The organism is Rhizobium sp. AQ_MP, from assembly GCF_014237835.1.
Taxonomy (GTDB): Bacteria; Pseudomonadota; Alphaproteobacteria; order Rhizobiales; family Rhizobiaceae; genus Allorhizobium.
In genome coordinates this window covers 39075-65006 of sequence record NZ_JACJVI010000015.1, presented here as the reverse complement: position 1 = coordinate 65006, position 25932 = coordinate 39075, and the positions used below count along the sequence as shown (strand labels likewise).

Here is a 25932-nt window from a genome sequence, read left to right as displayed (position 1 = left end):
CCTGCACGGAAGCGAGGGTTCGGCCCGAAGCGAAGGAAGGACGGGGAAACCGTTTTTTCCCCTTGTGAGGGAGAGGGGGCAGCGCTCCTCTTTCCCTCATCTAAGGGACAAAATGGACGCCTCCGGCGTCACTGCTTCTCTGTGAACGGCGCATGAGCGCAATGACTCATCGGAAGAACCGGAACCTGGCATCGGCATAAAAGGAAAGGCCGCCCCGATACGAGGCGGGGCGGCCTCCGTTGGTACGCGACAAGAAAGGGCTAGAGACTTGCCACGACCTACCTGCGTCCGGGGGCAATATGGGTTGATCAATCACGCATGTAAACAGCCTAAGTCGATCCAATGTGGCGCGAGTTTTCGCTACGTTAGCGGCGAAGCCGCAAGCGCAACCGATCGCTACCCCTTTGGGCGGAGACAGCTTTTTGGCTGGCTCCGTGCCGCAGGCATAGAGCGGGGTCGCGTCAGCGATGCGCCAAATTTGATCACCAAAGTACACTTTAGGTCTTCCTTAGCGGTTGCGGTCCGGATTAGATGGACGCAACGTTTGGTGGATACGTTAGGAGTGCCATGGCAGGTCCTGTCTTCGAAAATTGGGTCGACACCCTCGGGCTCATGGAGGTGCATGATCCAGCGCTTGAAAAGCCGACCTACCGTAAGCCCCAAAATGGTCGCGTGCTCCTTGCTGAAGAGCTGGAAACCCGAATTGCCGAGGCCCTTAGAGTGCATCGGACCAACCGCAGGCTCTCCGTCCAGAAGTTTGCCAAGCTTCTTGGTATCGGGTCCCGAACCTATGCGCGCTATGAAACAGGGCAGTCAAAGCTAACGGTCAGTCGTCTTGTTCATGCCTGCGAAGCTCTCGGGGCTCATCCGGAGGATCTGCTGGAACATGCGGCTCCTCACTTGTTCGGCAAAGACAAAGAGCATACGAGATTGCTACGGCTCACGTTCAACGAACTGCGCAAGCTGGATACGAGAGGCCTGGAAGTAATTCGCGTCGTTCTCCCGCATCTGACAACGAAGGAGAAGTAGGCGGATCGTCGTTATCGGCGCGGCGAAAGCCGCGCCATAACTTTTCCTCAGTGGGATGGATTTGGTTTCCGCCGCGCGCCGGCCGCCTTTGGCGAACAGCCGGCGCTCATGCGGCGTCCTTCTCCGGCCGATCTGGCGAAAACATCGCTCGGATCGATCGGCGCCAGTCCGAGATCCGAGAAAGACAATGAAGAACATCGGAGCTTTCAGCATAGCGCCGCCCCTCCTTCAGGGGCGGGAAAGCGGGAATTCTCGACACGGTTTTGACGGAAAAAGGGAAGCCGCAGGAGGCTTAGCATAGCGCCGCGAAGCGGAAGCCGGGGCCAACTTCCCCCGGCAAAACCGTTCCGCTGGGTTGAGGACAAGGCAACGTGGGAAGGGTTTGAGCACCTTTTGGACGCTCCGAACGCGCCAGAGGTGATTGGCATCGACGATCCTGTCGTCAGGAAAGGCAGCGACCGGATTCAGTGAAGCGTGCGTGTCGAATCCGGTAGCAGTTTCACTGCCTTCTTCACGACGGTTCGCAGTTTCCGCCAGTCGGGCAAATCGCCTTCGTTCACGCGCTCCTGGATCGCCGTCAGGATCCATCCGACGCAGGCGATATCGTCTGCGGCTCGATACTCGTCTGAGCGGTGAAAACAAGCGACGATGCGAGGACGCGCGCCTTCTTCATTCTTCGGGATCTGGGAAACAAGATCCTGCGCTTCTCGATATGCCCTTGATACACGCCTGAGATCGTCTGGATCGGCTTGAGTGATCATACCCACCGTCCAGATCAGGGTTCTTGAAAGATCTTCTACTTCGTCAGCCATGGCGCGAGCTCCATTCTCTCCATCGTGACAATGCCCTCTAGCCTACCACTCGGCTTGAACTCGCGTTAGGTGCAAATCTGCGCTTTCACAAGCACAACCTGCGCATGGACAGTCTGCGGAACCCTCCCTAAAACTCTTCAGCAAGAGGCGGGGGATCGCGAAGTGGGACGATTTAAGTTTTATCTCGGTATCGGTGCGGCAGTGGCTGCTGCATCCGTAGTGAAGAGTTTCTTCGGGATCTCTGACCTCTGGATGACAATCGGCGTCATTGCAGCAATCGGTGCGATCGCACTTATGCACATCGAAAGCAGGCTAGATACCGTCGAGGCGAGAGTCGTTCACACGGACTATTCGGGCGTCTTAGCCCTGCTTGAAGGACCTCGACATGTCCCGCAACATCGACAGCCGGAAAGCCTTGCTGGAGGTGGCGCTATCTCATCGTGGATACGGCCTGAGCATGAAGTTCTGTTTCACGATTTTCGATGGTTCGCAGCGTTGCTGAATAAGCACCTCGCGGATCCATGGGCCATCGAAGAGCTGCCAAGCACTGATGCTCGCGGCTACGATGCACCAGACATCGGGCGGACCTACGCCGTATGGTACAACTCCTGCGAGGTCGGCAGTTTTCAGGTGACGCTGGGAGCCGGAATGCTCCTGGCTCGACAAAAGTCGACAGGCGAGCGGTCAGCACGCGTTGAACTCAACCTCCATTACCTTCGCTTTATTCCATATGTTCACGCTCGAGGGTTATTGTATGAGCTCGCGCTCATGGTAGGGAGTTTTGATCGCGCCCGGGACGATGAGTGGCGATCCAAGGCGCAGATAAGAGCTGCAGATGCCCTCAGCGGCCATCTATGGGAGGCAGTCCGCAGGCCAGATCAGGCTCCGCATTTCGAGTTTGTCGTTGAAGGATCTTATGATTTGCTGCGTGATCAGAACGACCATTGGACCAAGCATGGTTACGATCCGATGGCAGATGGCGGCGACAGAAAACGAGATTAGTCCCCCCACTCGCTTTTGAAGCGAAGCCTTCGATTAGGATCGCGTAATCTTCTACCTTGATTTTTGACGCCCCATGTGTTCCCTGTTTGTTCCTTTCGCTACCAGTCGTGAAAGGATCCAATTGAATGCTCGCCGGCCTGAAAATCGAGGCAGAAATCTATGTGCCTCTCATGCTCCACGGGTTATGCGCCGGCTTTCCATCACCCGCAGATGACTACATTGAAGAGTCCATCGACCTTACCAAGCTCCTGATCCGGAACCCGCCGGCAACCTTCTTGTGGAAGGTCGACGGCAATTCGATGCGAGACGCCGGGATCTTCCATGGGGATCTGATCGTGGTCGACCGAAGCGTGCGGCCGGTCGATGGCGATATTGTCGTGGCGACCGTGCACGGCGAGCGATCATTGAAGCGGCTGCGCATGACGGGCGGTCGGCCGCGGCTGATGTTTGAGAATTCGGACATGCCGCTGTTCGACCTTCCAGAGATCGCAGAAGTCGAGATCTGGGGTGTCGCACTTTGCAACGTCCATTGGCTGCGACCGAGGAAGCAGGGATGACCTCATTTGCACTGATTGACGGCAACTCATTCTATTGCTCCTGCGAGCGCGTCTTTGACCCTGCCATCGCAAAGCGGCCGGTGATTGTTCTGTCCAACAACGACGGATGCGCCGTTGCCAGGACGGCGGAGGCCAAGGCGCTCGGCATTGGCATGGGCGAACCCTACTTCAAGATCCGCGATCTCTGTCGTGACAATGATGTGGCGGTCTATTCCAGCAACTACACCCTTTATGGCGACATGAGCGCCAGGCTGAATGCGATCTATCGGCAATGGTCTCCGGATGTTGAGGTCTATTCGATCGATGAAAGCTTTTTGGATATGACCGACATCAGGCCCGCCGATCGCGTCGCCTTCGGCCGCGATCTTCGGTCCACAGTTCAGCAATGGACCGGGATCCCGACCTGTGTCGGCATTGGCCCGAGCAAGACACTGGCGAAGTTCGCAAACCACGTTGCCAAGAAGAACTCTGAGCTTGGCGGCGTCTGCGATCTGACAGATGCAGCCGTTCGGCAAAGCTGGCTCGATCGCGTCGAGGTTGGGGAGGTTTGGGGCGTCGGATCGGCATCAGAGCGAAAGCTATTCGGCCTGGGTATCGAAACAGCCGGCGACTTGGCGCGTGTTGATGCGCGGCTCGCCCGCAATCTTCTGAGCGTGGTGGGGGAGAGGACGGTTCTGGAGCTGCAGGGCATTTCATGCCTGCCGCTCGAAGACGTGCCGCCACAACGGAAGGGCTGCGCCGTAACCCGATCCTTTGGAACGCCGGTTACGGATCTGGCCGGAATGCTCGAGGCAGTCGCGGCCTATGCGATGAGGGCGGGAGAGAAGCTGCGACGGCATGGCCTCGAGGCGACACATATGGCGGTCTTCATGCATACGTCGCGCTTCAACTCGAAGGACAAACCGCACTCTGCTCAAACGACAGTCCATTTTCCCGAGGCTTCGAACGATACTTTTGATCTGATCCGGGCTGCTCAGAGCGGAGCGCGCAAGATCTTCAGGGACGGCCATCGCTACGCAAAGGCCGGAATCATCATGAACGATCTGGTGCGGGCGGCGTCACAGCCTCGGCCCCTGTTCGATGCGCGGGACCGTGACCAGTCGCAACGGCTGATGACCGCCCTGGATGCGGTCAATGGGAAATTCGGGCGTGGCTCGCTTATCCCGGCCTCGGCCGGCATCAAGCGCGACTGGCAAACCAAGTTTGACCGTCGATCGCCGCGCTACACCACGAATATCAAAGAACTGCCCGTAGCCATGGCGCGCTAGAAAACGAAGAAGAAGCGAGGGATTTGGATGAGCCTGCCTCGGCTGAAGGACTACCGAGCGGAAAAGATCGACGTCGAGTGCCGGCGCTGCGACCGTTACGCCGTGCTTGATCGGAAAGCATTGGTGAAGAAATACGGCGCCAGCTGTCAGTTCGTCGACCTCAAGCGCGCCCTCGCGATTGGGTGCGACCGGAAGGGGGCAGATCATTGTGAGGCGCGGTTTCCCTGCCTCCTGAGGATCGGCGTTCTTATAGATCGTGGTTAGTTACCGAAAACGCCGGCTCGCCAGGATAAACACAATGCCCAAGCCTAAGAACGGCAGGGAGTAGGCGAGGGCATCCGGATATTTCCATGGCGCCGGGGGAAGGTTGCTACATCCGCCCGCGCCGTCCAGACCACAACTGAGGCTCGCTACAAAGTACCAGAAGCCGACTGCAAACAGGCAGACGGCTATTCCTGAGAATAGAAAGACGCGCTTGACCATAGCGCGACAATACCCAAGGCGCCGGCATTGAAAAGAGCCGCCCTAGTGGGGCGGCTCGGCGCTGATCAGCGCATCGAATGCGGCCTCTTCTTCGGCAAGCTTCGCTTCGGCCGCCGCCAGCTCGGCTGCGATCTGCTGACGCTCGGCCTGGTCGATTGACGCTGCAAGTTCGGCGCGCAGTTCGTTGATGTGGTCGTAAGTGGTCATCGTCGGCTCCTTTGAATGAAAACAAAGGTTCGGGATCGACGAGGGAGGTTCGGGTCAATGACCGCCGGAGGCGGCCTGCGGGGCGTGGGGGAGCCGATTTCGTTGCGCAGCGGCGAAATTGGGGGAACCGCTCATCATTGACGCGGACCCTCCCTTGTCGGTGTAATGGTTGATGTTGAGAGAGATTTTACCTCTCCGTATCTCTCCATCACTTCAGATCGGAACCTGAGACTCCTCACGGCGTTCTGGCGGCGGAGGGGCAGCGATGACAGATAGATCTCACGTATTCAGGCAGCTCGCCTGTAGCGACATGGTTCGCAAGGCGGCACAGGCCAATCATCAGCCGATACCGAATGACGGCCGCATCGACGCCCTGTTGCAGCGGCTTTCTCAGGCTGAACAGGATCCAAACGGGAAGGCAACAAAAGGAAGTCCGTACCGAAACTCCGACTAGTCGCCTTGCGGGCCATGTGACGGGGACCCATATGGGTGGGTAGTTGACGTGCGCACCCCTCCTCCCAGGCCGCGCGTCGGCTGTTCCCCTCTGGAGGTTATTGACCCCCACACCTTAAGGGCCGCGGCTTTCCGCTGGCCCTTTTTCTTTAAGGAACCGCCAATCATCCATAGGCTCGGTTTCACCCTTGGGCAGAAGGAGGTTCAGCCTGCCGTATTCCCTCTCCAGGAGCGTGTTGAGGCCGCGAAAATCACGCCAGATGGAGGCGAGGAAGGCAGCGCTCGCAATCGGCCGGTCAATGACTTGTTCCAGCTTTCGCGTCAAAGCCGCGCTAGTGCGCTTTAAATGCTCTGATGCATAGGGATCTTCGCATATTGCGGTGGTGATTGTGTGTATCTGCCTCACTGATCTGACTGTCTGCGCAGTGCTCAGATAAGCAGAAAAGCTCTGTCCCATAGATAGCTCCGTACCGGCCCCCGAAGCTAACGCAAAAGCCCCCCGATTCTACGGGGGCGACTGCCCTCTTGGTTAACCAGTAGTTACCATGACTGGCACAGCTCAATCAGCCGCAGGTGGCTCGAACAACAATGCTGGATGCGGGATCCGTCTCGATCGTCAGCCGATCCTCTCTAAAGTCCTGGGTCACCATATCGCCGGGTTGGATCTGGCGAACCGTCTTAGAGCCGGTCAGCTGCATCGCCTCTGCATCTGTCGGTTTTTGCTTGCCGACCAGCCCCTGCGCGGCTTCGGACTTGCATTGTCCTGCCGCCATGGAGGTCGAGGCACCATCCGCATTGCAGCCGGATACGACCAAAGTCATTCCGGCAAAAAGCATCGGTATGGGATAGAACGGCGATCTCATCGGACTCTCCTTGTTCTGAAGCTCCTACAAGGAGTTCAGGATTGGCTTTTTCGTGTCGCTGCCATCATAGCGAGACGAATTCACCTCCCGGCCGACACGGTAAAACTCAAGCTGACTGTCGATCTGGTTTTCAAGAAGGAAGGCTTTCGCGTCAGCACCCTGAACAGAGGCATCCAACCAGGGCTCATAGGCCGATGGATCCAGCATGACGGGCATTCGCGTATGAATGTGCGCAATGTGGTCAACGGCTGGCGCTGTGATGATCGTGCAGCTGGTGACACCTAGCTTGTCGTTATGCGCCCATAGTCCGGCGAAGGAGAAAGGCTTTCCGTCAGGGAGCTGCAACAGCCATGGGTCTTTCTTGCCGTCCTTTTCGCTTGTGGTCCATTCGAAATAGCCATCAGCCGGGATGAGGCAGCGCTTCGACTTGAAGGGTTCGCGGAATGCCCCTGAAGTGTCGACGGTCTCGATCCTCGCATTGAACATCGCGGCCTTCGGCAATTCCTTGGCGAAGAAGGGCACGAGCCACCAGCGTCCGTAGTCGATTTCGAGGTCGCCGGCTTTGTCCTTGTGGGCGAAATGGACGTTCTGTGTCGGCGCGATGTTGTACCGCGGCGGCATGTTCGACGGAGGCGGGTTCTCCGCATGGATATTGTAGAGGGCGTGAATCTCCGCCCAGGTCATTGTGTTGGTGAACCTACCGCACATGTCGATGTCCTAAGCCGCTGAGCCCAAAATGCCGTAATACAGGTTCCACAGCCAGCTTACACGAGGTTCAGCAGTCGCAAGGCAATCCAGTGAGCGTGGCTGCGCTTGTTCTATGTCGCAAATGCCAGTCACCAACGCGTACCTTTGGCGCTCGACGTCTGCTAACCGCCAGCCCATCCAGGTGCATCCTGCCATGAGGAAAACGATCAAGACATTCCTCAAGCCAGACCTCCATTCAGCTGTTGGACCAATGTCGGCATCCCCCTCTCCTCTCGATCCCGAAAACTATGAATCACGGGACTGGTTAAAACAACAGGCGCGGCTGGTTCAGGAGTGCTCGCATATCATTTAGAACGAAAGGGGAATTGGATTGTAATCCGTAGCATTACGGAATACACAATTTCGACGAGTCGACTTGTGGGAGGCGGCGATTAGAACGTCAGCCAGACTAAAACCGAAGATGCCGGCACATCCGGGTAGCGTCGTCAAAGGTGAGATCATCGAGGCCCGTGGGTTGTCGGTTACAGAGGCGGCGTCTGCGCTCGGTGTAACGCGACCGGCCCTATCGAAGCTGCTCAATGGTCGCGCGCACCTTTCTACGGAAATGGCGCTGCGTATCGAGAAAGCCTTTGGCCTTTCAATGGAGAGGCTGATGGGGATGCAAAACAGCTTTGATATTGCCGAAGCACGACAAAGGGAAGGCGAGATAAATGTCCTTCCCTTCCAAGATAAAACACTGCGCGCGCAAGCGAAGCCGGCGTAAGGGCAATTGGCATGACCGACTTACAGACTATCTTCAACAGCGAAAGCGAGCTGGTCGCAGCGGCACTCGCGCTGGGGGCAGAAAACGCGGGCGGCTCACTGACCGCGGGGGAACTCGCGCTCGTGAAGGAAGCCGGCGTTGCGCCCAAAGGTGCGGTAGTTACTCTGTTGAAAGACCTGATCCGCGCGGGGAAGGATCCTCTTGGAGATATCTTCTCTACGTTACGCTCTTCGGAAACACGCCGCGAGCACGGCGCGACTTATACACCAGCTCCTATCGTGCAGACGATGGTGGACTGGGCAGCCTCGACGCGTAATCCCGTCCGCATTGTCGATCCTGGCGTCGGTTCGGCGCGCTTTCTGATGCGCGCAGCCGCGGCTTTTCCCAAAGCAGAGCTTGTCGGTATCGATATTGACCCGCTGGCGGCACTATTGGCGCGTGCGAACCTTGCCGCAGCAGGCTTCGCCGATCGCTCGCGTATCATATTGGGGGACTATCGTCGTTTTTCCGACCGCGTGGATGGGAGCACGCTCTACATCGGAAATCCGCCCTACGTGCGGCACCATCAAATAGCTCCGAAATGGAAAGAGTGGCTTGCAATCGAAGCTTCGAAGCTGGGTCTCTCAGCTAGCAAGCTGGCGGGCCTGCACGTGTATTTCTTCCTCGCGACGGCGCGAAACGCAAAGCCCAAGGATTATGGCACTTTCATAACTGCCTCTGAATGGCTTGACGTGAACTATGGTGCCATCGTGCGCACGCTGATGCTCGGCGCACTTGGCGGCAAGAGCGTGACAGTGATCGATCCCAACGCACAACCTTTCCCAGATGCTGCTACGACAGCTGCAATTGCGACTTTCGAGATCGGAGCCAAACCCACCTCTGTATACTTTCAGCGCGTTGACGACCTAGATAAGCTGGGTGAACTCGGCAAGGGTCGTAAAATCCACCGCGACCGGCTATCGACGGAAAGCCGCTGGTCGCACCTGACGCATATTACGGAAAAGCCCCCGGAGGGCTACGTCGAGCTGGGCGAACTGTGCCGAGTGCATCGCGGCACTGTGACCGGTGCGAATGGTGTATGGATTGCGGGCGAACATAGCGCAGGCCTGCCGGACTCGGTGCTGTTCCCCACAGTGACGCGTGCGCGCGAGGTGTTAGAAGCGGGCGGGCTTTTGCACGATCCTAAGCGCCTACGCTGCGTGATCGACATACCCACCGATCTTGATGAACTCGACAATGCCGACCGCAAGGCAGTAACTAAATTTTTGAAAATCGCGCGTCGGATGGGCGGGGATAAAGGCTACGTAGCGAGCCATCGCAAAGCGTGGTGGTCAGTCGGTCTCCGTGCCGCTGCACCGATTATCTCGACATATATGGCACGTCGTCCGCCAGGCTTTGTCATCAACAGAGCCGAAGCGCGGCACATCAATATCGCCCACGGCCTCTATCCGCGCGAGGAGCTGTCGGAGGATGCCAAGAAGGCCCTCGTCGACTACCTGTCGGTAAACATTACGCAGCGGTCTGGTCGAACCTATGCGGGCGGCCTCACAAAATTCGAGCCTCGCGAAATGGAGCGTCTGATTGTGCCCGGTCCCGCTCTTCTCGTTGCGGGTGCTGCTCGATGATTGAACCTCCTGTCTGGACCGCCGAGCAGTTCGAAGCCGACCGCCTGAAAGCCAGTGCCGCCTTCACCAAGGAACGTCTCGAAGAACCCCTTGAGGACTACCTCGAAGCCTTCGACCTGTATCAGGGGTATGTCGAAGAATTGCTGGAAACAACGGTCGACCTGACCGATCTCGATACCCCCGCGCTCGATGTCTTGGGAGAACCCCATTTACTGGAAGCCTTTCGCTACCTTGCCGCACCGCCGATCTCGACGGACGATTACAAGGTGCTGGCAGATGCCAAGTCTCTTTCAAAGAGTCATCTCCAACGGTCGCCGGCTGATGTAGCACGGCTGATCACCGTTGTACGTCAGGTGCTCGACCGCCGGCGCTTTGCTTGGGTGGTCGAAGGTCGTGAGCCGACTGAAGCGGAGCGCAATGCGGCAGTTGTAGCATCGGCCGCGCTGATCGCGGCAAGCAAAACGCAAACTGGACGTCGAACCAAGGGAAAAGAGCAGCAAGAAGCGACAGTAAAGGCCGCTCTACGTGCGCTGGGCTTCACGGAGGTGCCATCGCGCACAATCGTCAACATCTCTGGTGCTCCTGCGCCTGGAGAGTTCTGCGGCGAAAGTAAACTAGGTACACGCAAGGGCGACATCATCGTGCGGCTGCACGATCATCGCGTCATGCCGATCGAGTGCAAGGTGTCGAACTCGTCGACGAATTCCGTGAAGCGTCTGAACAATGACGCAGCGGTTAAGGCACAAAGCTGGAAGACCGATTTTGGCCTGCGCCAGGTTGTCCCAAGCGCTATGCTATCTGGGGTGTACAAGCTGCACAATCTCATCGACGCGCAGGATCGCGGCCTAACCATATTCTGGGCACATGACCTCGTGGCTCTGACAGACTGGATTGCCAGCACGAAACCCTGATAGGGATCGCTCAGGAGTTCTTAGCCTCGTAATCCGCCCAAAGCTCCTCAAATAGCTTTCGTATTGACAGCTTCCGGCGAGCAGCCTCCGTTTTCACAGCGGCCGCCATTTCGGGGGACAGGCTGATGCCGACGATCTGCCTGCGGCGGGGCTTTTCAGAAGTTTCTTCCATACGTTAACTTGTCGCCCGGTCGATAGCATCAGTCAAGTCAACTATTGCGCGCCGGCGCAGGCTAAAAGCCGCTTCTCGCGAGTCTTAGGAATCCGCAATGTCGACCAGCGGGTTCACCGTCATGCATGCGCGACCAATAGGGAGTTGCCTACGGTCGACATTGAACCTGTATTCGCAGCTCATCGTCCCATCGATGACGCTCTGGGTATGCAACCTACTGAGCTTTGCCATCCACAGCCAACCCTTACGGCCCTGCCTCCGCAGATGTCTCGTTGATGTATACGCGCTGAGACAATCTCCATGAGACGCAAATCAGTGTATCATTTGAGTGGGCTTTTCATATGTGAGACGCTCCCAATCGAGGGTTTAGAACCTAATGACGCGTCTCATACCCCTTATCGAGCAGTATTGATTCGATTCATCAGGAAAATTGTGCCGTTGGTTGGACGGCGCAGCGCTGTCTTGAAGCGTGCTTTTGGAACTACGCTTGCAACCTTCAACCCAAAAGTCACCGGTCGACCGTCGCGCCGAAGAACTTGATACGATCGCCGCCGTTCTGCCAATGGAGCGACGCGACGACCTTGCCGGGCTGCTTACCGACGAGGCCCCCGAAACCTTAAACCATCTGGTCAACGAGGCCATGGGCGCAAACACGCTCCACGCCCTGACACCAGATAATGCAATTTACAGGCTCGGACCCTTGCCGCCACCGGAAAGTCGCTGATCTGGCCGGCGACAGAGGCGATGCTTCTGAAGTTCGTTGTGCACTGGTGCAATCCGGAGAAGCGAAAGGTAGATTCTGACCATGGTAAGCTGGAAGGCGTCTCCCAAAACCTCTTCGATCAGGGATCCTTGCGTACCGCCTGGCCGAATGCGCCGGACACCGTGCTGCGACGGCTGGCATCTTGATCTCGCCGTCCAGGCCACGAACGCGGAACAGTGCCAAAGCGGTGCCCCGCGACGTGTTGGCAAAAATACTGGCGACTACTGCACCACCGGCAGCCTCAACGATAGTCGAAATCGGGCAATCATGATGGTCGCCTTCGCCTCTGGCGGTCGCCGCAGTGAGTTTGCTGGATTGTGACTGGAGAAAATTACCGTAGAACCTCGGATCGAGACGGAGGACGGCCCTCCCCTCCCCCTCGCGGCATCCATCTTGGCCGCACCAAAACCACCAAAACCTCAGGCGCCGATCACGATGAGGTCGTTTATCTCAATGGCAGGTCCGTCGAGGTGCTGGATGTCTGGATCGAAGTGGCGAGGATAGAGAGTGGCAGCGTGTTCAGGAAGGTTGATCGCTAGGGCAATGTGTCAAAACGCGCGCTGGAGCCGGAACCGGTAAACGCGATCGTCAAGCAGCGGGCGAACATGGCTGGGTTGGAGAGCCACGGGAGTTTTCAGCACCCGGCTTACGTGCGGGTTATTTCACCGAGGCTGCAAACCGCAGCATTCCGCTTTGCGAGGCGATGAAGCAATCCCGCCATCGCTCATCCTTGCAGTTACTGAATAATGCTTCATAAATGCAAGGATTATCAAACGTAGAATCGAAGCCAAACTCCTACATCTTGGGAACCATAGTTCTGCGGTTGCACTATCGGGTCCCCGCCAAGCCGGCAAGACAATCCTCAAACTCCATATCGCAGAAACCCAACCTTCAATCTATCTCGATCTCGAATCAGAGGCAAACCGCCCCAAACTGTCGGAGCCGAAGCTCTACCTGGCGGGTCACAGAGACGAACTTGTCATTGTTGACGAGGCTCCATCGTCTGTCAGACGTGTTCCAGATACTTCAGGGCTTGGTTGATCGAAATCGTCGCTTGGGACGGTGCGCTGGCCGAGGGATTAAGTCCAGCCGCGCACGCAATGGCTGACGTATTGGTCCATGGCAAAAGAGCTTCCGAAACCAGCTGAGCCTTGTCGTCATCCGACGAATCTCGCGGTACACGCGCGACCGTATTGGCGTTGCTATTAAAACCTCAAATGCTCGGGCCTGATTCACACTGTCGCTCATAGGACTCCCCCAGAAGATTCGTGAGGAAACTGCGCACCATATCGTTCCGCGCCGCTACGTGGGGGCGTCTAACCGCTTACGCTGGATCGCTATACCAGGCCATCAAGACCTTACCGTCCCCTGCCCTCAGTTCAGCAATCCGGCTTGCCGTTCGTGCGACACCGCAGCCAAGGAAGCGCAAAATCGCCAAGGCCTTGACCGGGCGATATTTTGTTCAGACTGATCGCGACCTGCACGCCTGAGACCTTGTGAGATCTCAGAAGACGCGATCCTGATTATCACCTCTGCCTCGAGCGGCAGGCGCCATAGTGCAATCGCGAGCCTCAGGATCGAACAGCTAAGCCGAAATCGCCCGTCCTGGCAGATTGGGCCCCTCCCCTACCCGCTCTTTCCATTCCTCTGGGCCGCATCAAGTCTAGCGGTGCCGACAAGATGAAGTGATATATCTCAGGAACGACCGGCTCCAAATAAGACGTCCTCAGCGACCCGTAAACATCTGATTACTCGTGATAAAATGCCGGTTTGTACGGCTGACAATCAACCAGCAGATCAAATCGCCCTCTATGGGTTCCAGTCTCATTGTTTTTTCACCTGGATCGGCTCCCATTGCCATCAACTTGATGATAGCAAGACTCTGCCCGGTCGTCGCTTATCCCCTAACCGGTTGCCAACCGCACCTCCCCATTTGCCCGCATCAAAGCCATAATCATTGGCCCCAGTGAGAATTCGCCCCGCGCTGCGCGTCGGGTCAGATCGCGAAGGTAACCGCCCGCCGAATTGATATGCCCTGCGCGCTCAAGGATGGCAGCAACGGCTGCCGCTGCATTTTCCGGCCCCATGGTCTCGCAGGCATCCTGGTAAGCTGACGGACTTATCCCCAACATCGAGCGGACAACCACGGCGGCTTGCATCAACTCGCGCCACGACCCAATCGCGCCGCTGGGCCCATAGTCGACAATCTGCGGGCAAGCCTTCAGCACCATTGCGAGAGGAAACGCCTTTATCGGTTCGCGCTTCGCTTTCAGCTCCAGCCTCGGGCTTTCGCCCTGCTCTTTTCTAGAGCTAGGTTCAAGTTCATAGCTAGATTCGGTATTTGAATTCTGTATATGACGCTCATTTTCAGCGCCATTGCCGCTCATATTTTGAGAAATAAGCTGCATTTTCAAAAGGCTAGATACCTCCTGGTGCAAGGCCGTCAGTTTCTGGAGGCAGTTCTCGGCAACCGCGATCGTCAGGCTTCGTGGAAGCTGTGCGACAATCTGTAAATAGGCTTCCTCGAGCATGTGCCAATCGCCGCCAGCGCCTTCTTCCAAGGCTGCAGTAATGAGCTTGCGAACGTCTCGTCTTGTGATGGTGATGGCCTCTTTCGCTAGCTGCAGGCGCCGGCGGTCGGCCACCACTTGCTGGGCCAGGTGCGCAAGCTCGTCCCTGCGGGCAAGAAGCGGCGCCAGCGAAAACCCGAACGCATCTTCAACGCGCCCGTCACGTGACTTGTGGGCGTAGCGTTTGCCGTTTGGGCTGTCCTTGCGGGAAATCAGACCTGCATCGATCAGAAGCGCCAGGTGCCGTCTCAGCGTCGCGTCAGCCATTCCATGGGCGCGAAGGCAAAGTTGCGCGTTGGACGGAAAGACGATCAGGCCGGCTTCTTCCGACAAATCGCTTTGCGGATAAAAGCTCAACAGGGCGTCGAGAACTGTCAAAGCCCGATCCGGAATGCCGATGGAATGGCGTGCTTCGCAAACATCACGAAACACCTTCCACTTATCGGCAGTGAGACCCTCTTTGGCTTGTGCCGCCTCGAACTGACGGCTCACATGGTCGAGTTTGACTGATCCCCGCCCGAAGGGCGTGGTTATGGAATGCCTGTGCATTTTTCTTCACCTTCTTGAAGGCAACAGAAAAGTGCTCACCAAAAACGGTGCCAAAGACTCTTGACTGAACTCCCCGGAGATGCGATTCTCATTCTGCTAGGATATGAGGAAGGCTTCCAGGGCGGCGACGCTTAGGGGGCCTTTTTCTTTTGCGTTTCTTCTCCTTACGACTTTGACTGGGCTCTGAACTCGGCATGAAGCCGTTCCAGATTTTCGGTAATGAAACGACCGAAACTGACGGCCTCCCGCGACTTCAGGGAGATCGAGTAACTCTTGCCAGCACCTTTGAACTCGGCGCTTACGGCCGCATCTTCCGACTGCCAATTGCCTGTCGGGCGCGTTTTTTTCTCTGGCTTGCGCGCATTGCGCAGATCCTGAACGAGACGTTCGAAGCGCGCCTCGGATGGCAGATCGGCAAAACCTTCCCCGACAACGGATGCCTGCGCCACACGGCGAAGATCCGGACGTTCAACGGTCTGAGCAAGATCAAGCCAACGGTCACGACCAATGCCCTTGGCCGAGCCGATCGCCTGGATCACCTCAAGCGGCACTCTGCTTGTGACGGACAACATGCGGGTTAAAAGCGCGCCATCAACGGACAGAGCAAGCTGGATTGTGCGTCGGTCATGCCCGATCTCTTGCAAGTGGTGGGCAAAACTCGCACGCTCAATGAAGGAGAGGTTTTCCCGAGCGGAGTTTTCCTGCCCCTGAGCGATCACATGATCGGTATCCGACACTGTCTTGACCACCGCCTTGACTGGACGGTTCAGCAGACGGGCGGCACGCACGCGTCGGTGCCCGAAGACGATCTGATACCGGTCCTTGGCGTCGGGGTGAGGGCGGACCAAAACGGGTGTATTTTGACCGCGTTCCCGGATGGCTTCGACAAGCTCCTGAAAGGCCACTTCGTCTTCGCCCATGCGATCCGAGACGAAGGAATCATCAACCAGCACTGGGTCCAGTTCGACAACCACTTCACCAGACAGCGTTTGATCCACCATCGCCGCTTTTTCAGCGAGCTCGCTGAGCGAGCTGATCATCGACCGTGAGGCGCCCTTGTTCGCATAGCCCGGTGTTGCCCGACGCTCCACTCGTGGCCCTTCCGTCGAGGTGATATTGGCAAAGATGTCCTTACGCGCCATTGTACTCGTCCTTTTTAAGGCCCAAGACCCTGAAACCTTTGGGAAAAACATCGATTTGTACGGCTGACAACGGATCACCCACGACGACGCCCCCAAGAATTTTCCAGAAGCTCGATAACTTCACCATTGACCAGATCCATGGCTTCACGTGCACGGTCATAGGTCGCTGATGTAAACTGGGACCGCTCGACCTCGTAGAGCGTCTGTTTGGTCAAGCCCGCATCGGAAACAGCTGTCGTCTTGACCATGTGGTTCTTCATCATCTGCTGGGCAAACATCGACTGCATGAAGCCCACCATCTGCTGCTGTGGTACGTCCATGGGCTCAAACCGCGTAATCAGATAGCGGAACCAGTCGAGGCTGACATTGACACCGGCTCCCTCCACACTCTTCAGGATATCGCCAAGCATTAGAAGGAACTGCGACATCGACATGATGTCGAGCATCTGAGGATGCACGGTAATCAGGACGGAGGTCGCAGCCGTCAATGCGGTGAGCGTCAGATAGCCAAGCTGGGGAGGGCAGTCGATGACCACCACATCATACTGATCATCGACCTCAGCAAGCGCCTTGCCGATCCGCGTATAAAACAACTTGCCATCCATCGAGTCCTTGCGCTGCATGGCAAGCGGGGTCTCGTATTCGTATTCCTGCAGTTCCAGGTTTGCCGGAACGATATGCAGGTTGGGAAAATTCGTCGGCTGAATGATCTCGGTAATCGAGCGGCGCCCGTCATCATATCGGATGGCTTCGTAAAATGACGGCTTCTCGTCCAGCTCGGGCTGGATTCCATAGAGCGCCGTCAACGACGCCTGCGGGTCGAGATCGACGGCAAGCACACGGTAGCCGCTCAATGCCAGGAACTGAGCAAGATGTGCAGACGTCGTGGTCTTGCCGGAACCACCCTTGAAGTTGACAACGGCCAGGACCTGAAGCTTCTCGCCTTCACGCCGGTGCGGGACGCGGTCGAGAAGGGCACGCAATTCATCCATCTGCGATGCCGTGTAGTATCGCCTGCCCGTCGAGGTTACCGACGGTTCCACACCCTTGCCCTGCAAATGGAGCTTCTTCAGGTAGCTCGGTGATACTCCGACGAACTGGGCAACTTCCGCCAAAGGAAACAGCCGAAGCGTCTTTTGTGCATTGGGCGGAAATTTCTCCATGCGCAGCATATCAAGCTTGGACGAGATCTCGCCACCCTGCTCGAGGATGATATCGGCAAAGCTTGTTACCGTATCCTGCATTGCGCGTCTCACATTCATCTGCCAGGAAGCCTCTAGTCACGATATTTTCGTGTAAATCCGGAAATTATCGGGACTGTTATCCGATTCCCCCCGCTTGGCAAGCAAGAAGCCCCGAGCGACTGGAACGACTTGGATGGGAGGACCGCCTTAAAAAACTTCTCATTGCCAGAATGATCCTTTAAAACCAGACACTTGGGGTATCCTGCCTGGGGGAAGTGCGTGGGAGCGCGTGACAGATTTGTCGTGGAAAGCCTGGCTCCACGGGCGATTGCCGGCTCGGATTACGACCGTGATATCGAGCAAAACCGATTCTCTCGGTGGCACAAGTCCCGACTCACACGACATCTGCCGATAGCCCAGCCGTTCAACAGATTTGTATCTGGACCACATCGCTTCGTTTCACTCTCATGAGAGGGCCAACGAGGGAACCACCATGCAACTGGTCGTTATCGAAGATGTTCTGCATCCCCAATCCGCGTCACTCCTGCAAGCGATGCTGCATTTGCGTTCGAAGGTGTTTGCCGAGCGTCTCAACTGGCAAGTCGAAAGCCTGGACGGCCAGGAGCGCGATGAGTTTGACGATCAAGCGCCAACCTACATCCTGCTGGTCGAAGGCAGCCATCGGGTCGTCGGCAGTGTGAGGCTTCACCAGGCTGCGCGCTCCAGCATGCTTGCGCAAGTCTTTCCCATGCTGCTTGAGGGTGGGAGACTTCGAGTGCACCCGCAGATGATCGAGAGCTCGCGCTTCTGCATCGACAAGGATCTGCCACAACCGCCCCATGGCAGTGGCCGCCACAGGCTCAATGTGCGGTCTGCCCAGACTTCATTTTCCAGTTTGAGAACAAGGACGCTCTTCGCCGGCATCGTCGAGTGGTGCCTGACGAACGGGTTCCGCGAACTGGTGACGGCCACGGATGTCAGGTTCGAGCGCATCCTGCGCATGGCCGGCTGGCCAATGAGGCGGCTCGGCCCGGCCACCTTGATCAACGAGACAGAAAGTGTTGCCGGTTCGCTTGAGATCTCGAAGGCAGTTTTCGAAAAACTGCGGCCTGAAGGCTACTCGTCTTTCGTCACGCTGGCGACACCGCAAGGGGCTTGCTCATGAGCGAGCTGGTAAGCCGCACCCGTCTGAACCGCAAGCTGGAAGAGGCGCTTGGCGCTGATCTTTGCCAGCGGTTGGTCGACCCCGATGTCATCGAGGTCATGCTCAATCCTGATGGCACTCTGTTTATCGAGAGGCTGACGGGCGGCATGGAGAATATCGGCTCGCTTGAACCTGCGCGGGCAGAGGTCCTCATAGGGCTTGTCGCCCATGCACTTGGCCAGGAGGTCAACAACAGGATGCCCATCGTGTCCGGGGAAATACCGCTTGGCAGGCATCGTTTCGAAGGTCTGCTACCGCCAGCGGTCAGCGCGCCCACCTTTTCGATCAGGCGGCGTGCCATCAACCGCATCCCGCTCGAGGACTATGTCAAGCAAGAGACAATGAGCCCTGATCAGTTTGATCGTCTCCAACGCGCAATCAAGGCACGACAGAACATCCTGGTCTGCGGTGGCACGGGATCCGGCAAGACCACACTTGCCAATGCGGTGCTCCAGGAAATTCATAAACACTTCCCCGACGATCGCATCGTCCTCATTGAAGACACGCTGGAGATCGATTGCCCGGCCAAGAACGCCGTCACGCTCAGAAGCAGTAACAGCCTCGCCATCGAACGGCTGTTGAAAAGCACGCTTCGCTTGCGCCCAGACCGCATCATGGTGGGGGAGGTGAGGGATGGGGCTGCCCTGACACTGCTGAAGGCCTGGAATACCGGTCATCCTGGTGGCTTCACGACATTGCACGCAAATGATGCGCCCGGCGCGTTGCGGCGGCTGGAGCAACTGGTTTGCGAAGTGAGCCAGATGCCCATGCAGCATGTCATTGCAGACGCGATCGATCTCATCGTGTCGATCAAGCGCTCAAACGGCAAACGCCGGATTGATGAGGTGGTTGGTGTCGAGGGCTTCGACGAAGGGCGATACCTGCTTGTTTGACCAGGAAAGGAGCTGAAGATGAAAGATGTTCAGAAACTGCTCATGGCAGAAGCGGTTGTTGCTGCCTTCGCTGTTACGCGCTCAGCGCATGCAAGCTCTGGCGGCGGACTTCCCTGGGAGGCGCCGCTTGAACAGATCCAGCAATCGATCACCGGGCCTGTCGCAGGCTTCATCGCCCTTGCAGCGGTCGCTGTTGCCGGCGGCATGCTGATCTTCGGAGGCGAATTGAACGATTTTGCCAGGCGACTGATGTATGTCGTGCTGGTTGCCGGCATCCTTCTGGGGGCAAGCCAGATCGTTGGCCTGTTTGGCGCCACAGGTTCTACACTTGCAACGAACCGAGAACCCATCGACCAGGGTGTTCTCGCTTACGCCGCGACACGCAGCCAAGCGACCAATCAGATCCTGAGCCAGATTACCAGGGGGTTGGTATGACGCCGGCGCTTGAGACTTCGCTTATTCAGCATCCCATCCATCGCGCCTTGTCGCGCCCCAATCTTCTGATGGGCGGCGATCGCGAGCTCGTGCTGTTGACCGGGCTTGTCTGCGTCATCCTGGTGTTTGTGGTGATTACGATCGCCGCCGCCATTCTCGGCGTCTTCGCATGGATCATCATCGTTTCGGTTCTGCGCCTCATGGCACGCAAGGATCCGCTGATGCGCCGCATCTATCTGCGCCATATACGATATCGCCCCGTCTACCGCGCCACATCCACTCCGTTTGCCAGGTGAAGAGGAGACGAGAAATGGTTGCACTTTCAATGTTTCGACAGCGCGGGCCATCCTTTGCGGATCTCATGCCCTATGCCGCCTTGGTCGAGGATGGAACGCTCCTGCTGAAGGACGGCAGCCTCTTGGCCGGTTGGTACTTCTTCGGGCCGGACACAGAAAGTGCGACACCGCTCGAAAGAAACAGAATATCACATGAAATCAATGCGATAATCTCAAAACTCGGCTCGGGCTGGATGTTGCAGGTTGACAGTCTGCGGGTTCCCAGTGCGGGCTATCACGATCGCACCCGCTCGCATTTTCCAGACCCGGTATCGCGAGCAATCGATGAGGAACGACGCCGCCACTTCAAGGTTAAGGATCGCCATTTCGAAAGCCGCCAAACCCTCGTCCTGACCTACAAGCCCAATCTTCAGGCGGGGGAGGGGATGTCGCAGTTCGTCTTTTCAAGCGACATCGGTCAGCGCTTGGGGCCGGCGGACAGAGCACTCGCGGCCTTTTCCAATGCCATCAGGGAAATCGAGCAGTATCTGTCGGCGACCATTTCCCTTCAAAGGATGCGGGCTCATCGCCTGAATGAAGCTTTCGGCCTTCGCGAGGCGCGCTTCGACAGTCTGCTGCAGTTCGTCCGATTCTGTATCAGCGGCGAAAACATGCCAGTCAGGCTTCCGGATGTCGGCATGTATCTCGATTGTATCTTAACCGCCCAGATGGAGCATGGCACGACCCCCAAGCTCGACGACCGGCATATTGGTGTGGTTGCGATCGATGGTTTCCCGTCGCAAAGCTGGCCGGGCATTCTAAACGCACTCGACCAGATGCCCCTGTCATATCGCTGGTCTTCGCGGTTCATCTTCCTTGACGCTGAAGACGCAAGACGCAGGCTCGAACAGAAGCGGCGGAGATGGCAGCAAAAGGTAAGGCCGTTTCTCGATCAGCTTTTTCAGACTGAGGGGCGCTCACTCGACCAGGATGCCGCCGCCATGGTGGCCGAGACGGAACATGCCATCGGCCAAGCCAATTCTGGCCTCGTCGCCTTTGGCTACTATACGTCGGTGATCGTGCTTTTCGATGATCACTCCGGCAGGCTCCTCGAAAACGCAGAACTGGTCCGCCGTTTGATCCAGGCGGAAGGTTTTGGCGCCCGGATCGAAACGCTGAACGCCACGGAAGCCTATCTCGGCAGCTTGCCCGGAAACTGGTATGCCAATGTCCGCGACCCCTTGATCAACACCAGCAATCTCGCTGATCTTCTTCCCTTAAATTCGGTCTGGACAGGCGATAGCACCGCGCCATGCCCGTTTTACCCATCCGATGCGCCAGCACTGATTCAGGTGGCCTCGGGATCGACGCCGTTTCATTTCAATCTTCACCATGACGATGTCGGCCACACCCTGATCTTCGGTCCGACAGGATCTGGAAAATCGACCCTGCTTGCGCTGATTGCCGCGCAGTTTCGCCGCTACCAAAATGCGCAGATCTTCGCCTTTGACAAAGGCATGTCGTTGATGCCGCTGACACGTGCCGTCGGTGGTGACCATCACGAGATCGGCGCCGAAGACGACGGGCGGACAGTGCTTTCCTTCTGTCCGCTTGCCGAGCTCGAAACCGACGCCGACCGCGCCTTTGCCACCGAGTTCATAGAGACGCTTCTCATCTTCCAGGGCGTCACGGTGACACCTTTGCACCGCAATGCGATCGCCCATCAGATCGCCTTGATGGCGGCGTCCCCTGGCCGATCCCTTTCGGACTTCGTCAGTGGCGTTCAGTCGCGAGAGATCAAGGAAGGCCTTAGACACTACACCGTCAATGGGCCGATGGGCCATCTCATGGATTCCGAGAAGGATACGCTTTCATTCCAGTCGTTCCAATGCATCGAGTTGGAAGCATTGATGAGGATGGGTGAGCGCAACCTGGTTCCGGTTCTTCTGCACCTCTTTCGGCGGATCGAGAAGCGGCTGACCGGAGCACCAAGCCTGATCATTCTCGATGAGGCCTGGTTGATGCTGGGCCACCCGGTATTTCGGGAGAAGATCCGCGAATGGCTGAAGGTGCTGCGCAAGGCGAACTGCGCCGTCATTCTTGCCACCCAGTCGATCTCCGATGCCGAACGGTCCGGCATCGTCGATATTCTCATTGAAAGCTGCCCGACGAAGATCTGCCTTGCCAATCCGGCAGCCCAGACCGCATCGATGGCATCGTTTTACGAACGGCTCGGTTTCAACCAGCGGCAGATCGAGATCATCGCAACGGCTCGCCCGAAGAAAGACTATTACTGCGCGACACCAAAAGGACGCAGGCTTTTCGAGATGGCACTTGGCCCCTTGACGCTCGCCTTCACCGGCGTCTCCGACGCTGAACAGATCCGGACTATCAAGACCCTTTGCCAGACCCATGGCGCAAACTGGCCGCGTCACTGGCTGAGCTTGAAAGGAGAGACAGATGCCTTGTCGCTGCTTGATCCATAAGCGCTCCCAAACAAGACGGCCATGGCTGGTGCTGATGTCATCGATCTTGACCGTTGGCCACGTCTCTTCAGCGCTTTCGGGTTCGGTGACCGGGGCTGCAACTGAATGGACGCAACTTGCCAACAATGCCGAACTCGTCGGGCTTCTGGAAAGCTCAGGCACGCAAGTCAATCACCAGCTGACGCAGATCAGCCAGCTCGCCCAGCAGATCCAGAACCAACTGCAGATCTATTCCACCCTGCTGCAAAACACGGCAGCCTTGCCTGCGCATGTCTGGGGCGATGTCGAAGCCGATCTCCTGAAGCTCAAGGAGATTGCAGTGCAGGGCGAGGGCATCGCCTTCACCATGGGCAATGCCGACGAGATCCTTGCCCAGCGATTTGGTGGCTATGCGGACTTCCGTCAGGCGGGGCCAAGCGGCGAGAGCTTTGCTGAGACCTATCAGACCTGGTCGAAGAGCAATCAGGAGACGATTGCAGCAACGTTGCGCATGGCCGGTCTGACCACGGAGCAATTTGAAAGCGAGGCCACCACCATGCGGGCGCTCAAACGTCTCTCCGAGACATCAGACGGGCAGATGAAGGCCCTGCAGGTTGGCCATGACATTGCCGTGGAACAGGTCGCCCAACTGCAGAAACTGCGGGGACTGTTTGCCCAGCAGATGACACTTTCGGCCGCATGGCTGCAATCCGAGCAGTCGTTGAGGGATCTGGCTCAGGCCCGGCGGGAAGCCTTCTTCGGCAAAGCGATCGAGGACATCCCACAAGGTCAGAAGATGGAGCCACGCTGGTGATAAGTTCTAGACGAGACCACGGCATTAAGGGCTGCATGGCGAGGCCCTCATCAGCCAGCATCTGGCTTGCCGCCACCATTCTGTTTTGCCTGTCGACACCGGGGTTTTCACAACAGGGCGCCATGCTGAGCGAGTTGGAAAACCAGGTGGTTGCAGCAACACATGACTGGCAGACCACCATCATGGAGGCCGCACGGTCTCTGTTCTGGATCCTGGCGGCGATCGAAATCGGTCTTGCGGCAATCTGGCTCGCCTTGTCTGCAGCATCACTGGACGGCTGGTTTGCCGAACTGGTGCGCCGGATCCTGTTCGTCGGCTTTTTTGCCTTCCTGCTCGAACAGGGGCCAGGCTTTGCAAAGTCCGTGGTCGACAGTCTGTTTGCGATTGGAGCAGGGCAGGGGTCTGCCTCTCCAGCGGAGATATTCGACGCCGGCATCAAGGTTGCCTCCGGTCTTTCAGAGCAGGCCCGTTTCGGTGTCTTCGAGGACAATGCACTGGCAATAGCCTCCGTGATTGCCATGGGTGTCGTCGTCATCTGCTTTTCGCTGGTCGCTGCCATCTTCGTCGCTGTCATGGTGGAAATGTATGTCGGGCTCCTAGCGGGAATGATCATGCTGGGGCTTGGTGGCTCATCCTTCACCAAGGATTTCGCGCTTCGCTATCTGGTCTATGCCTTTTCGGTCGGCATGAAGCTGATGGCGCTGGTGATGATCGCCCGGATCGGATCTGACGTCCTGCTTGGTCTTGCAGCAGCTCCCCTCAATGACAGTGATCCACTGCTTTCGACCCTCTCGATGGCCGGTCTCTCCGTGGTGGTGTTTCTCATCTCTCTCTATGTCCCGACCATCGTCCAAGGTGTGGTGCAGGGTGTTTCGGTCACCCAGGGCCTCGAAGTTATCCGCCACGCGACGCAAGCGAGCACAATGGCTGCCGGTGGGGCCTTTCTGGGGGCGAGCGCTGCAAAGGCCGGTTTGGGAGCCGCCGATGCGGCACGAGCTGGAGGCGCCTCGCGCGTTGAGGCAGCCATGATCGGGCTTTCTGCGGGCGCCGGGCAGGCAGGCCGAGCTCTGAGCGCTGCGGCTCGCGACAAGATGATTGCGGCACCCGGTGCCCAGCACGCTTCCTTGCTTGGCCTTGCCAATGCCAAACTCGAAGCGGCTGCGTCAGCAGGGACAAATAAGACATCCTCTGCTTCAGGATCCCTCCCAAAAACGCCAAAACCTGAGGAGAGGCGGTGATGACGAAGAGTAATTCCTTTCCGGAAAATCCCTATTTGTCGGCCCGGCTCGAATGGAACGAGCGCTATGGCAGTTTCGTGCGGGAGGCCAGGGTGTGGAGGGCGGTCGCACTCCTCAGTCTTTGCCTCGCGACCATTGGCTTTGGCTATGCCCTCTTTCTCAGCCAGACAACCAGGCTCGTTCCCTACATTGTCGAGATCGACCGCTTGGGCAGTCCGGTTGCTACAGGGGTTCCCGAGCAGATCAAATATGCCGATCAGCGCGTGGTCAGGGCAATCCTTGGCAATTTCATATCCAGCTTTCGCTCTGTCACCCCCGATGCGGTGGTCCAGAAGCAATATATCGACCGCACATACGCCCATTTGAGGACATCCGATCCGTCGACCGAGAAGATCAATGCCTGGTTTCGCGCCAATTCGCCCTTCGAGGCCGCCAAACGGGTCACGGTTTCAGTCGAAGTGTCAAGCATCGTCGCTTTGTCGGATCAAACCTACCAGATCGATTGGCGCGAGTTTGAAAGAGACCGCAGGGGCCGGGAAACGGCAAGCCGACGATTTCGCGCCATAGCGTCAGTGACACTCACCGAGCCACAGGATGAAGCCGTGATCCGGCTCAATCCCATAGGCCTTTACCTGCGCGACTTCGACTGGACAGCACAACTCTAAGAACCGGATCTGAGAAGCGGCCCGACAGGCAGCTCTTTGACAGCAATGGAGATCGTCGTGACATACCGGTTACAACAGCGTGTAGCGCGCGTTCTGATCAGCCTGCTGATCTTTTCAGACCTTGGCCAAAGGCCGGCCCTGTCACAGGAGATGACACCTGCCGAAGTCAAGGCACTCAGTCATTCCAGCGCCTGGCAAGGCGGCCAAGGTGGCGTTACACACGGCCCCGATGGCAAGGTGCTCTTCGTCTTCGGAGACGGGCAGGCTTCGATCATCTGTGCGCCGCTACAGGTCTGCGATATCGAGCTCCAGCCAAAGGAAACCGTCAAAGACGTTCTGGTCGGCGACAGCGTGCGCTGGAGCGTGGAGGCGGCAAGTTCGGGCGAGGGAGCGCAACAGACAATTCATCTGATCGTGCGTCCGACAGAGGCCAATCTGGCGACCTCGATGATCGTCACGACATCGATGCGCACCTATCACATCCGGCTGAGATCGCATGAGAGCCGCTATATGGCGCGTATCGGCTTTTCCTACCCCCAAACGGCGTCAAGCCAGATCGCGATCGTCAATGCGAGGCTTGGGGCTAAGGATGAGGCACCATCGCCCGGCCGGCTCGATTTTGCTTACAGGATCGAGGGGCAGGCAAAGTGGCGGCCCAAACGGGTCTATTTTGATGGCCACAAGACCTACATCCAGTTTCCAGCAGGGATTGCCAATGGCGAGATGCCCGTTCTCTTCCTCATGTCGGAGGGGGCGCGGCAGATCGTCAATTACCGGGTGAACCGCGATACGATCATCATCGACCAACAGGTGGACAGAGCCGTGCTTCTGGCAGGAACCGGTTGGCGGCAGAAGAAAATCACCATCAGGCGGGGGCGTTGA

General features: G+C 57.5%; 25 protein-coding genes and 1 pseudogene. 18 read left to right on the top strand and 8 right to left on the bottom strand.

Annotated features, from left to right (window positions below; translation table 11 throughout):
- Positions 1-567 precede the first annotated feature (567 nt).
- A complete protein-coding gene (locus H6M51_RS19120) occupies positions 568-1029 on the top strand; it encodes a helix-turn-helix domain-containing protein (RefSeq protein ID WP_185811413.1) in 462 nt (153 codons plus the stop codon).
- Positions 1030-1493: 464 nt separating this feature from the next.
- Here H6M51_RS19120 and H6M51_RS19115 read toward each other — a convergent pair whose 3' ends face one another.
- Positions 1494-1841, bottom strand: a complete 348-nt coding sequence (locus H6M51_RS19115) for a hypothetical protein (protein ID WP_176951714.1) — start codon at positions 1839-1841, stop codon at positions 1494-1496.
- Positions 1842-2003: 162 nt separating this feature from the next.
- On the opposite strand from H6M51_RS19115, the gene H6M51_RS19110 reads away from it, so the two are divergent.
- From H6M51_RS19110 to H6M51_RS19100, 3 genes are all read left to right on the top strand, one after another.
- On the top strand, positions 2004-2843 hold the full coding sequence (locus H6M51_RS19110) for a hypothetical protein (protein WP_176951715.1): 840 nt from the start codon (positions 2004-2006) through the stop codon (positions 2841-2843).
- Between the two features lie 125 nt (positions 2844-2968).
- Positions 2969-3400, top strand: coding sequence for a LexA family transcriptional regulator (locus H6M51_RS19105; protein ID WP_246301846.1), 432 nt, complete (start codon positions 2969-2971; stop codon positions 3398-3400).
- Positions 3397-4668, top strand: a complete 1272-nt coding sequence (locus H6M51_RS19100; protein WP_185811412.1) for a Y-family DNA polymerase — start codon at positions 3397-3399, stop codon at positions 4666-4668. Before H6M51_RS19105 ends, H6M51_RS19100 begins: the two co-directional genes overlap by 4 nt.
- 525 nt (positions 4669-5193) lie before the next feature.
- Here H6M51_RS19100 and H6M51_RS19095 read toward each other — a convergent pair.
- From H6M51_RS19095 to H6M51_RS19080, 4 genes are all read right to left on the bottom strand, one after another.
- Positions 5194-5358, bottom strand: coding sequence for a hypothetical protein (locus H6M51_RS19095; protein WP_164855740.1), 165 nt, complete (start codon positions 5356-5358; stop codon positions 5194-5196).
- A gap of 568 nt (positions 5359-5926) precedes the next feature.
- Positions 5927-6268, bottom strand: coding sequence for a hypothetical protein (locus H6M51_RS19090; protein WP_185811411.1), 342 nt, complete (start codon positions 6266-6268; stop codon positions 5927-5929).
- A gap of 106 nt (positions 6269-6374) precedes the next feature.
- Positions 6375-6674: an I78 family peptidase inhibitor gene (locus H6M51_RS19085; protein ID WP_246780578.1), complete on the bottom strand. Its 300-nt coding sequence runs from the start codon at positions 6672-6674 to the stop codon at positions 6375-6377.
- Positions 6675-6698: 24 nt separating this feature from the next.
- The gene (locus H6M51_RS19080) at positions 6699-7382 is read right to left on the bottom strand and encodes an SOS response-associated peptidase (RefSeq protein WP_185811410.1); all 684 of its coding nucleotides are present in this window, start codon (positions 7380-7382) and stop codon (positions 6699-6701) included.
- Positions 7383-7842: 460 nt separating this feature from the next.
- Between H6M51_RS19080 and H6M51_RS19075 the strand changes: the two genes are divergently transcribed.
- From H6M51_RS19075 to H6M51_RS24975, 5 genes and pseudogenes are all read left to right on the top strand, one after another.
- Positions 7843-8145 carry a HigA family addiction module antitoxin gene (locus H6M51_RS19075; protein ID WP_185811409.1) on the top strand — a complete coding sequence of 101 codons (303 nt, stop codon included), beginning with the start codon at positions 7843-7845 and terminating at the stop codon, positions 8143-8145.
- Between the two features lie 11 nt (positions 8146-8156).
- Positions 8157-9770, top strand: coding sequence for an Eco57I restriction-modification methylase domain-containing protein (locus H6M51_RS19070; RefSeq protein ID WP_185811408.1), 1614 nt, complete (start codon positions 8157-8159; stop codon positions 9768-9770).
- On the top strand, positions 9767-10681 hold the full coding sequence (locus tag H6M51_RS19065; RefSeq protein ID WP_176951721.1) for a XamI family restriction endonuclease: 915 nt from the start codon (positions 9767-9769) through the stop codon (positions 10679-10681). The genes H6M51_RS19070 and H6M51_RS19065 overlap by 4 nt, the downstream gene beginning before the upstream one ends.
- A gap of 734 nt (positions 10682-11415) precedes the next feature.
- A pseudogene (locus tag H6M51_RS24720) lies at positions 11416-12373 on the top strand (tyrosine-type recombinase/integrase).
- Positions 12370-12657 carry an AAA family ATPase gene (locus tag H6M51_RS24975; protein WP_348644539.1) on the top strand — a complete coding sequence of 96 codons (288 nt, stop codon included), beginning with the start codon at positions 12370-12372 and terminating at the stop codon, positions 12655-12657. The pseudogene H6M51_RS24720 and the gene H6M51_RS24975 overlap by 4 nt, the downstream one beginning before the upstream one ends.
- 863 nt (positions 12658-13520) lie before the next feature.
- Here the strand turns inward: H6M51_RS24975 and repC are convergent.
- From repC to repA, 3 genes are all read right to left on the bottom strand, one after another.
- On the bottom strand, positions 13521-14735 hold the full coding sequence (gene repC / locus H6M51_RS19055; RefSeq protein ID WP_185811406.1) for a plasmid replication protein RepC: 1215 nt from the start codon (positions 14733-14735) through the stop codon (positions 13521-13523).
- 164 nt (positions 14736-14899) lie between these two features.
- Entirely contained in the window at positions 14900-15973 is a 1074-nt protein-coding gene (repB, locus tag H6M51_RS19050; protein ID WP_348644537.1) for a plasmid partitioning protein RepB, read from the bottom strand.
- Positions 15952-17139, bottom strand: a complete 1188-nt coding sequence (gene repA, locus H6M51_RS19045) for a plasmid partitioning protein RepA (RefSeq protein WP_185811405.1) — start codon at positions 17137-17139, stop codon at positions 15952-15954. Before repA ends, repB begins: the two co-directional genes overlap by 22 nt.
- Before the next feature lie 415 nt (positions 17140-17554).
- Here repA and H6M51_RS19040 point away from each other — a divergent pair, with 415 nt between their 5' ends.
- Genes H6M51_RS19040 through trbG form a run of 9 tightly spaced genes read left to right on the top strand, consistent with a single transcriptional unit; the run spans position 17555 to position 25932 of the window.
- Positions 17555-18226: an acyl-homoserine-lactone synthase gene (locus H6M51_RS19040; protein ID WP_185811404.1), complete on the top strand. Its 672-nt coding sequence runs from the start codon at positions 17555-17557 to the stop codon at positions 18224-18226.
- Positions 18223-19158 (top strand): P-type conjugative transfer ATPase TrbB, encoded by a 936-nt coding sequence (gene trbB / locus H6M51_RS19035; RefSeq protein ID WP_185811403.1) that lies wholly within the window; start codon positions 18223-18225, stop codon positions 19156-19158. Before H6M51_RS19040 ends, trbB begins: the two co-directional genes overlap by 4 nt.
- A gap of 42 nt (positions 19159-19200) precedes the next feature.
- A complete protein-coding gene (locus tag H6M51_RS19030) occupies positions 19201-19593 on the top strand; it encodes a TrbC/VirB2 family protein (RefSeq protein ID WP_246780588.1) in 393 nt (130 codons plus the stop codon).
- Complete coding sequence (locus H6M51_RS19025) at positions 19590-19889, top strand: conjugal transfer protein TrbD (protein WP_185811401.1); 300 nt, start codon at positions 19590-19592, stop codon at positions 19887-19889. Before H6M51_RS19030 ends, H6M51_RS19025 begins: the two co-directional genes overlap by 4 nt.
- A gap of 14 nt (positions 19890-19903) precedes the next feature.
- Complete coding sequence (locus H6M51_RS19020) at positions 19904-22354, top strand: VirB4 family type IV secretion/conjugal transfer ATPase (RefSeq protein WP_185811400.1); 2451 nt, start codon at positions 19904-19906, stop codon at positions 22352-22354.
- Positions 22329-23147, top strand: a complete 819-nt coding sequence (gene trbJ, locus H6M51_RS19015; protein ID WP_185811399.1) for a P-type conjugative transfer protein TrbJ — start codon at positions 22329-22331, stop codon at positions 23145-23147. Before H6M51_RS19020 ends, trbJ begins: the two co-directional genes overlap by 26 nt.
- Positions 23148-23182: 35 nt before the next feature.
- Entirely contained in the window at positions 23183-24385 is a 1203-nt protein-coding gene (gene trbL, locus H6M51_RS19010) for a P-type conjugative transfer protein TrbL (protein ID WP_185811398.1), read from the top strand.
- A complete protein-coding gene (gene trbF / locus H6M51_RS19005; protein ID WP_185811397.1) occupies positions 24385-25050 on the top strand; it encodes a conjugal transfer protein TrbF in 666 nt (221 codons plus the stop codon). Before trbL ends, trbF begins: the two co-directional genes overlap by 1 nt.
- 57 nt (positions 25051-25107) lie before the next feature.
- Positions 25108-25932 (top strand): P-type conjugative transfer protein TrbG, encoded by an 825-nt coding sequence (trbG, locus tag H6M51_RS19000; protein ID WP_348644535.1) that lies wholly within the window; start codon positions 25108-25110, stop codon positions 25930-25932.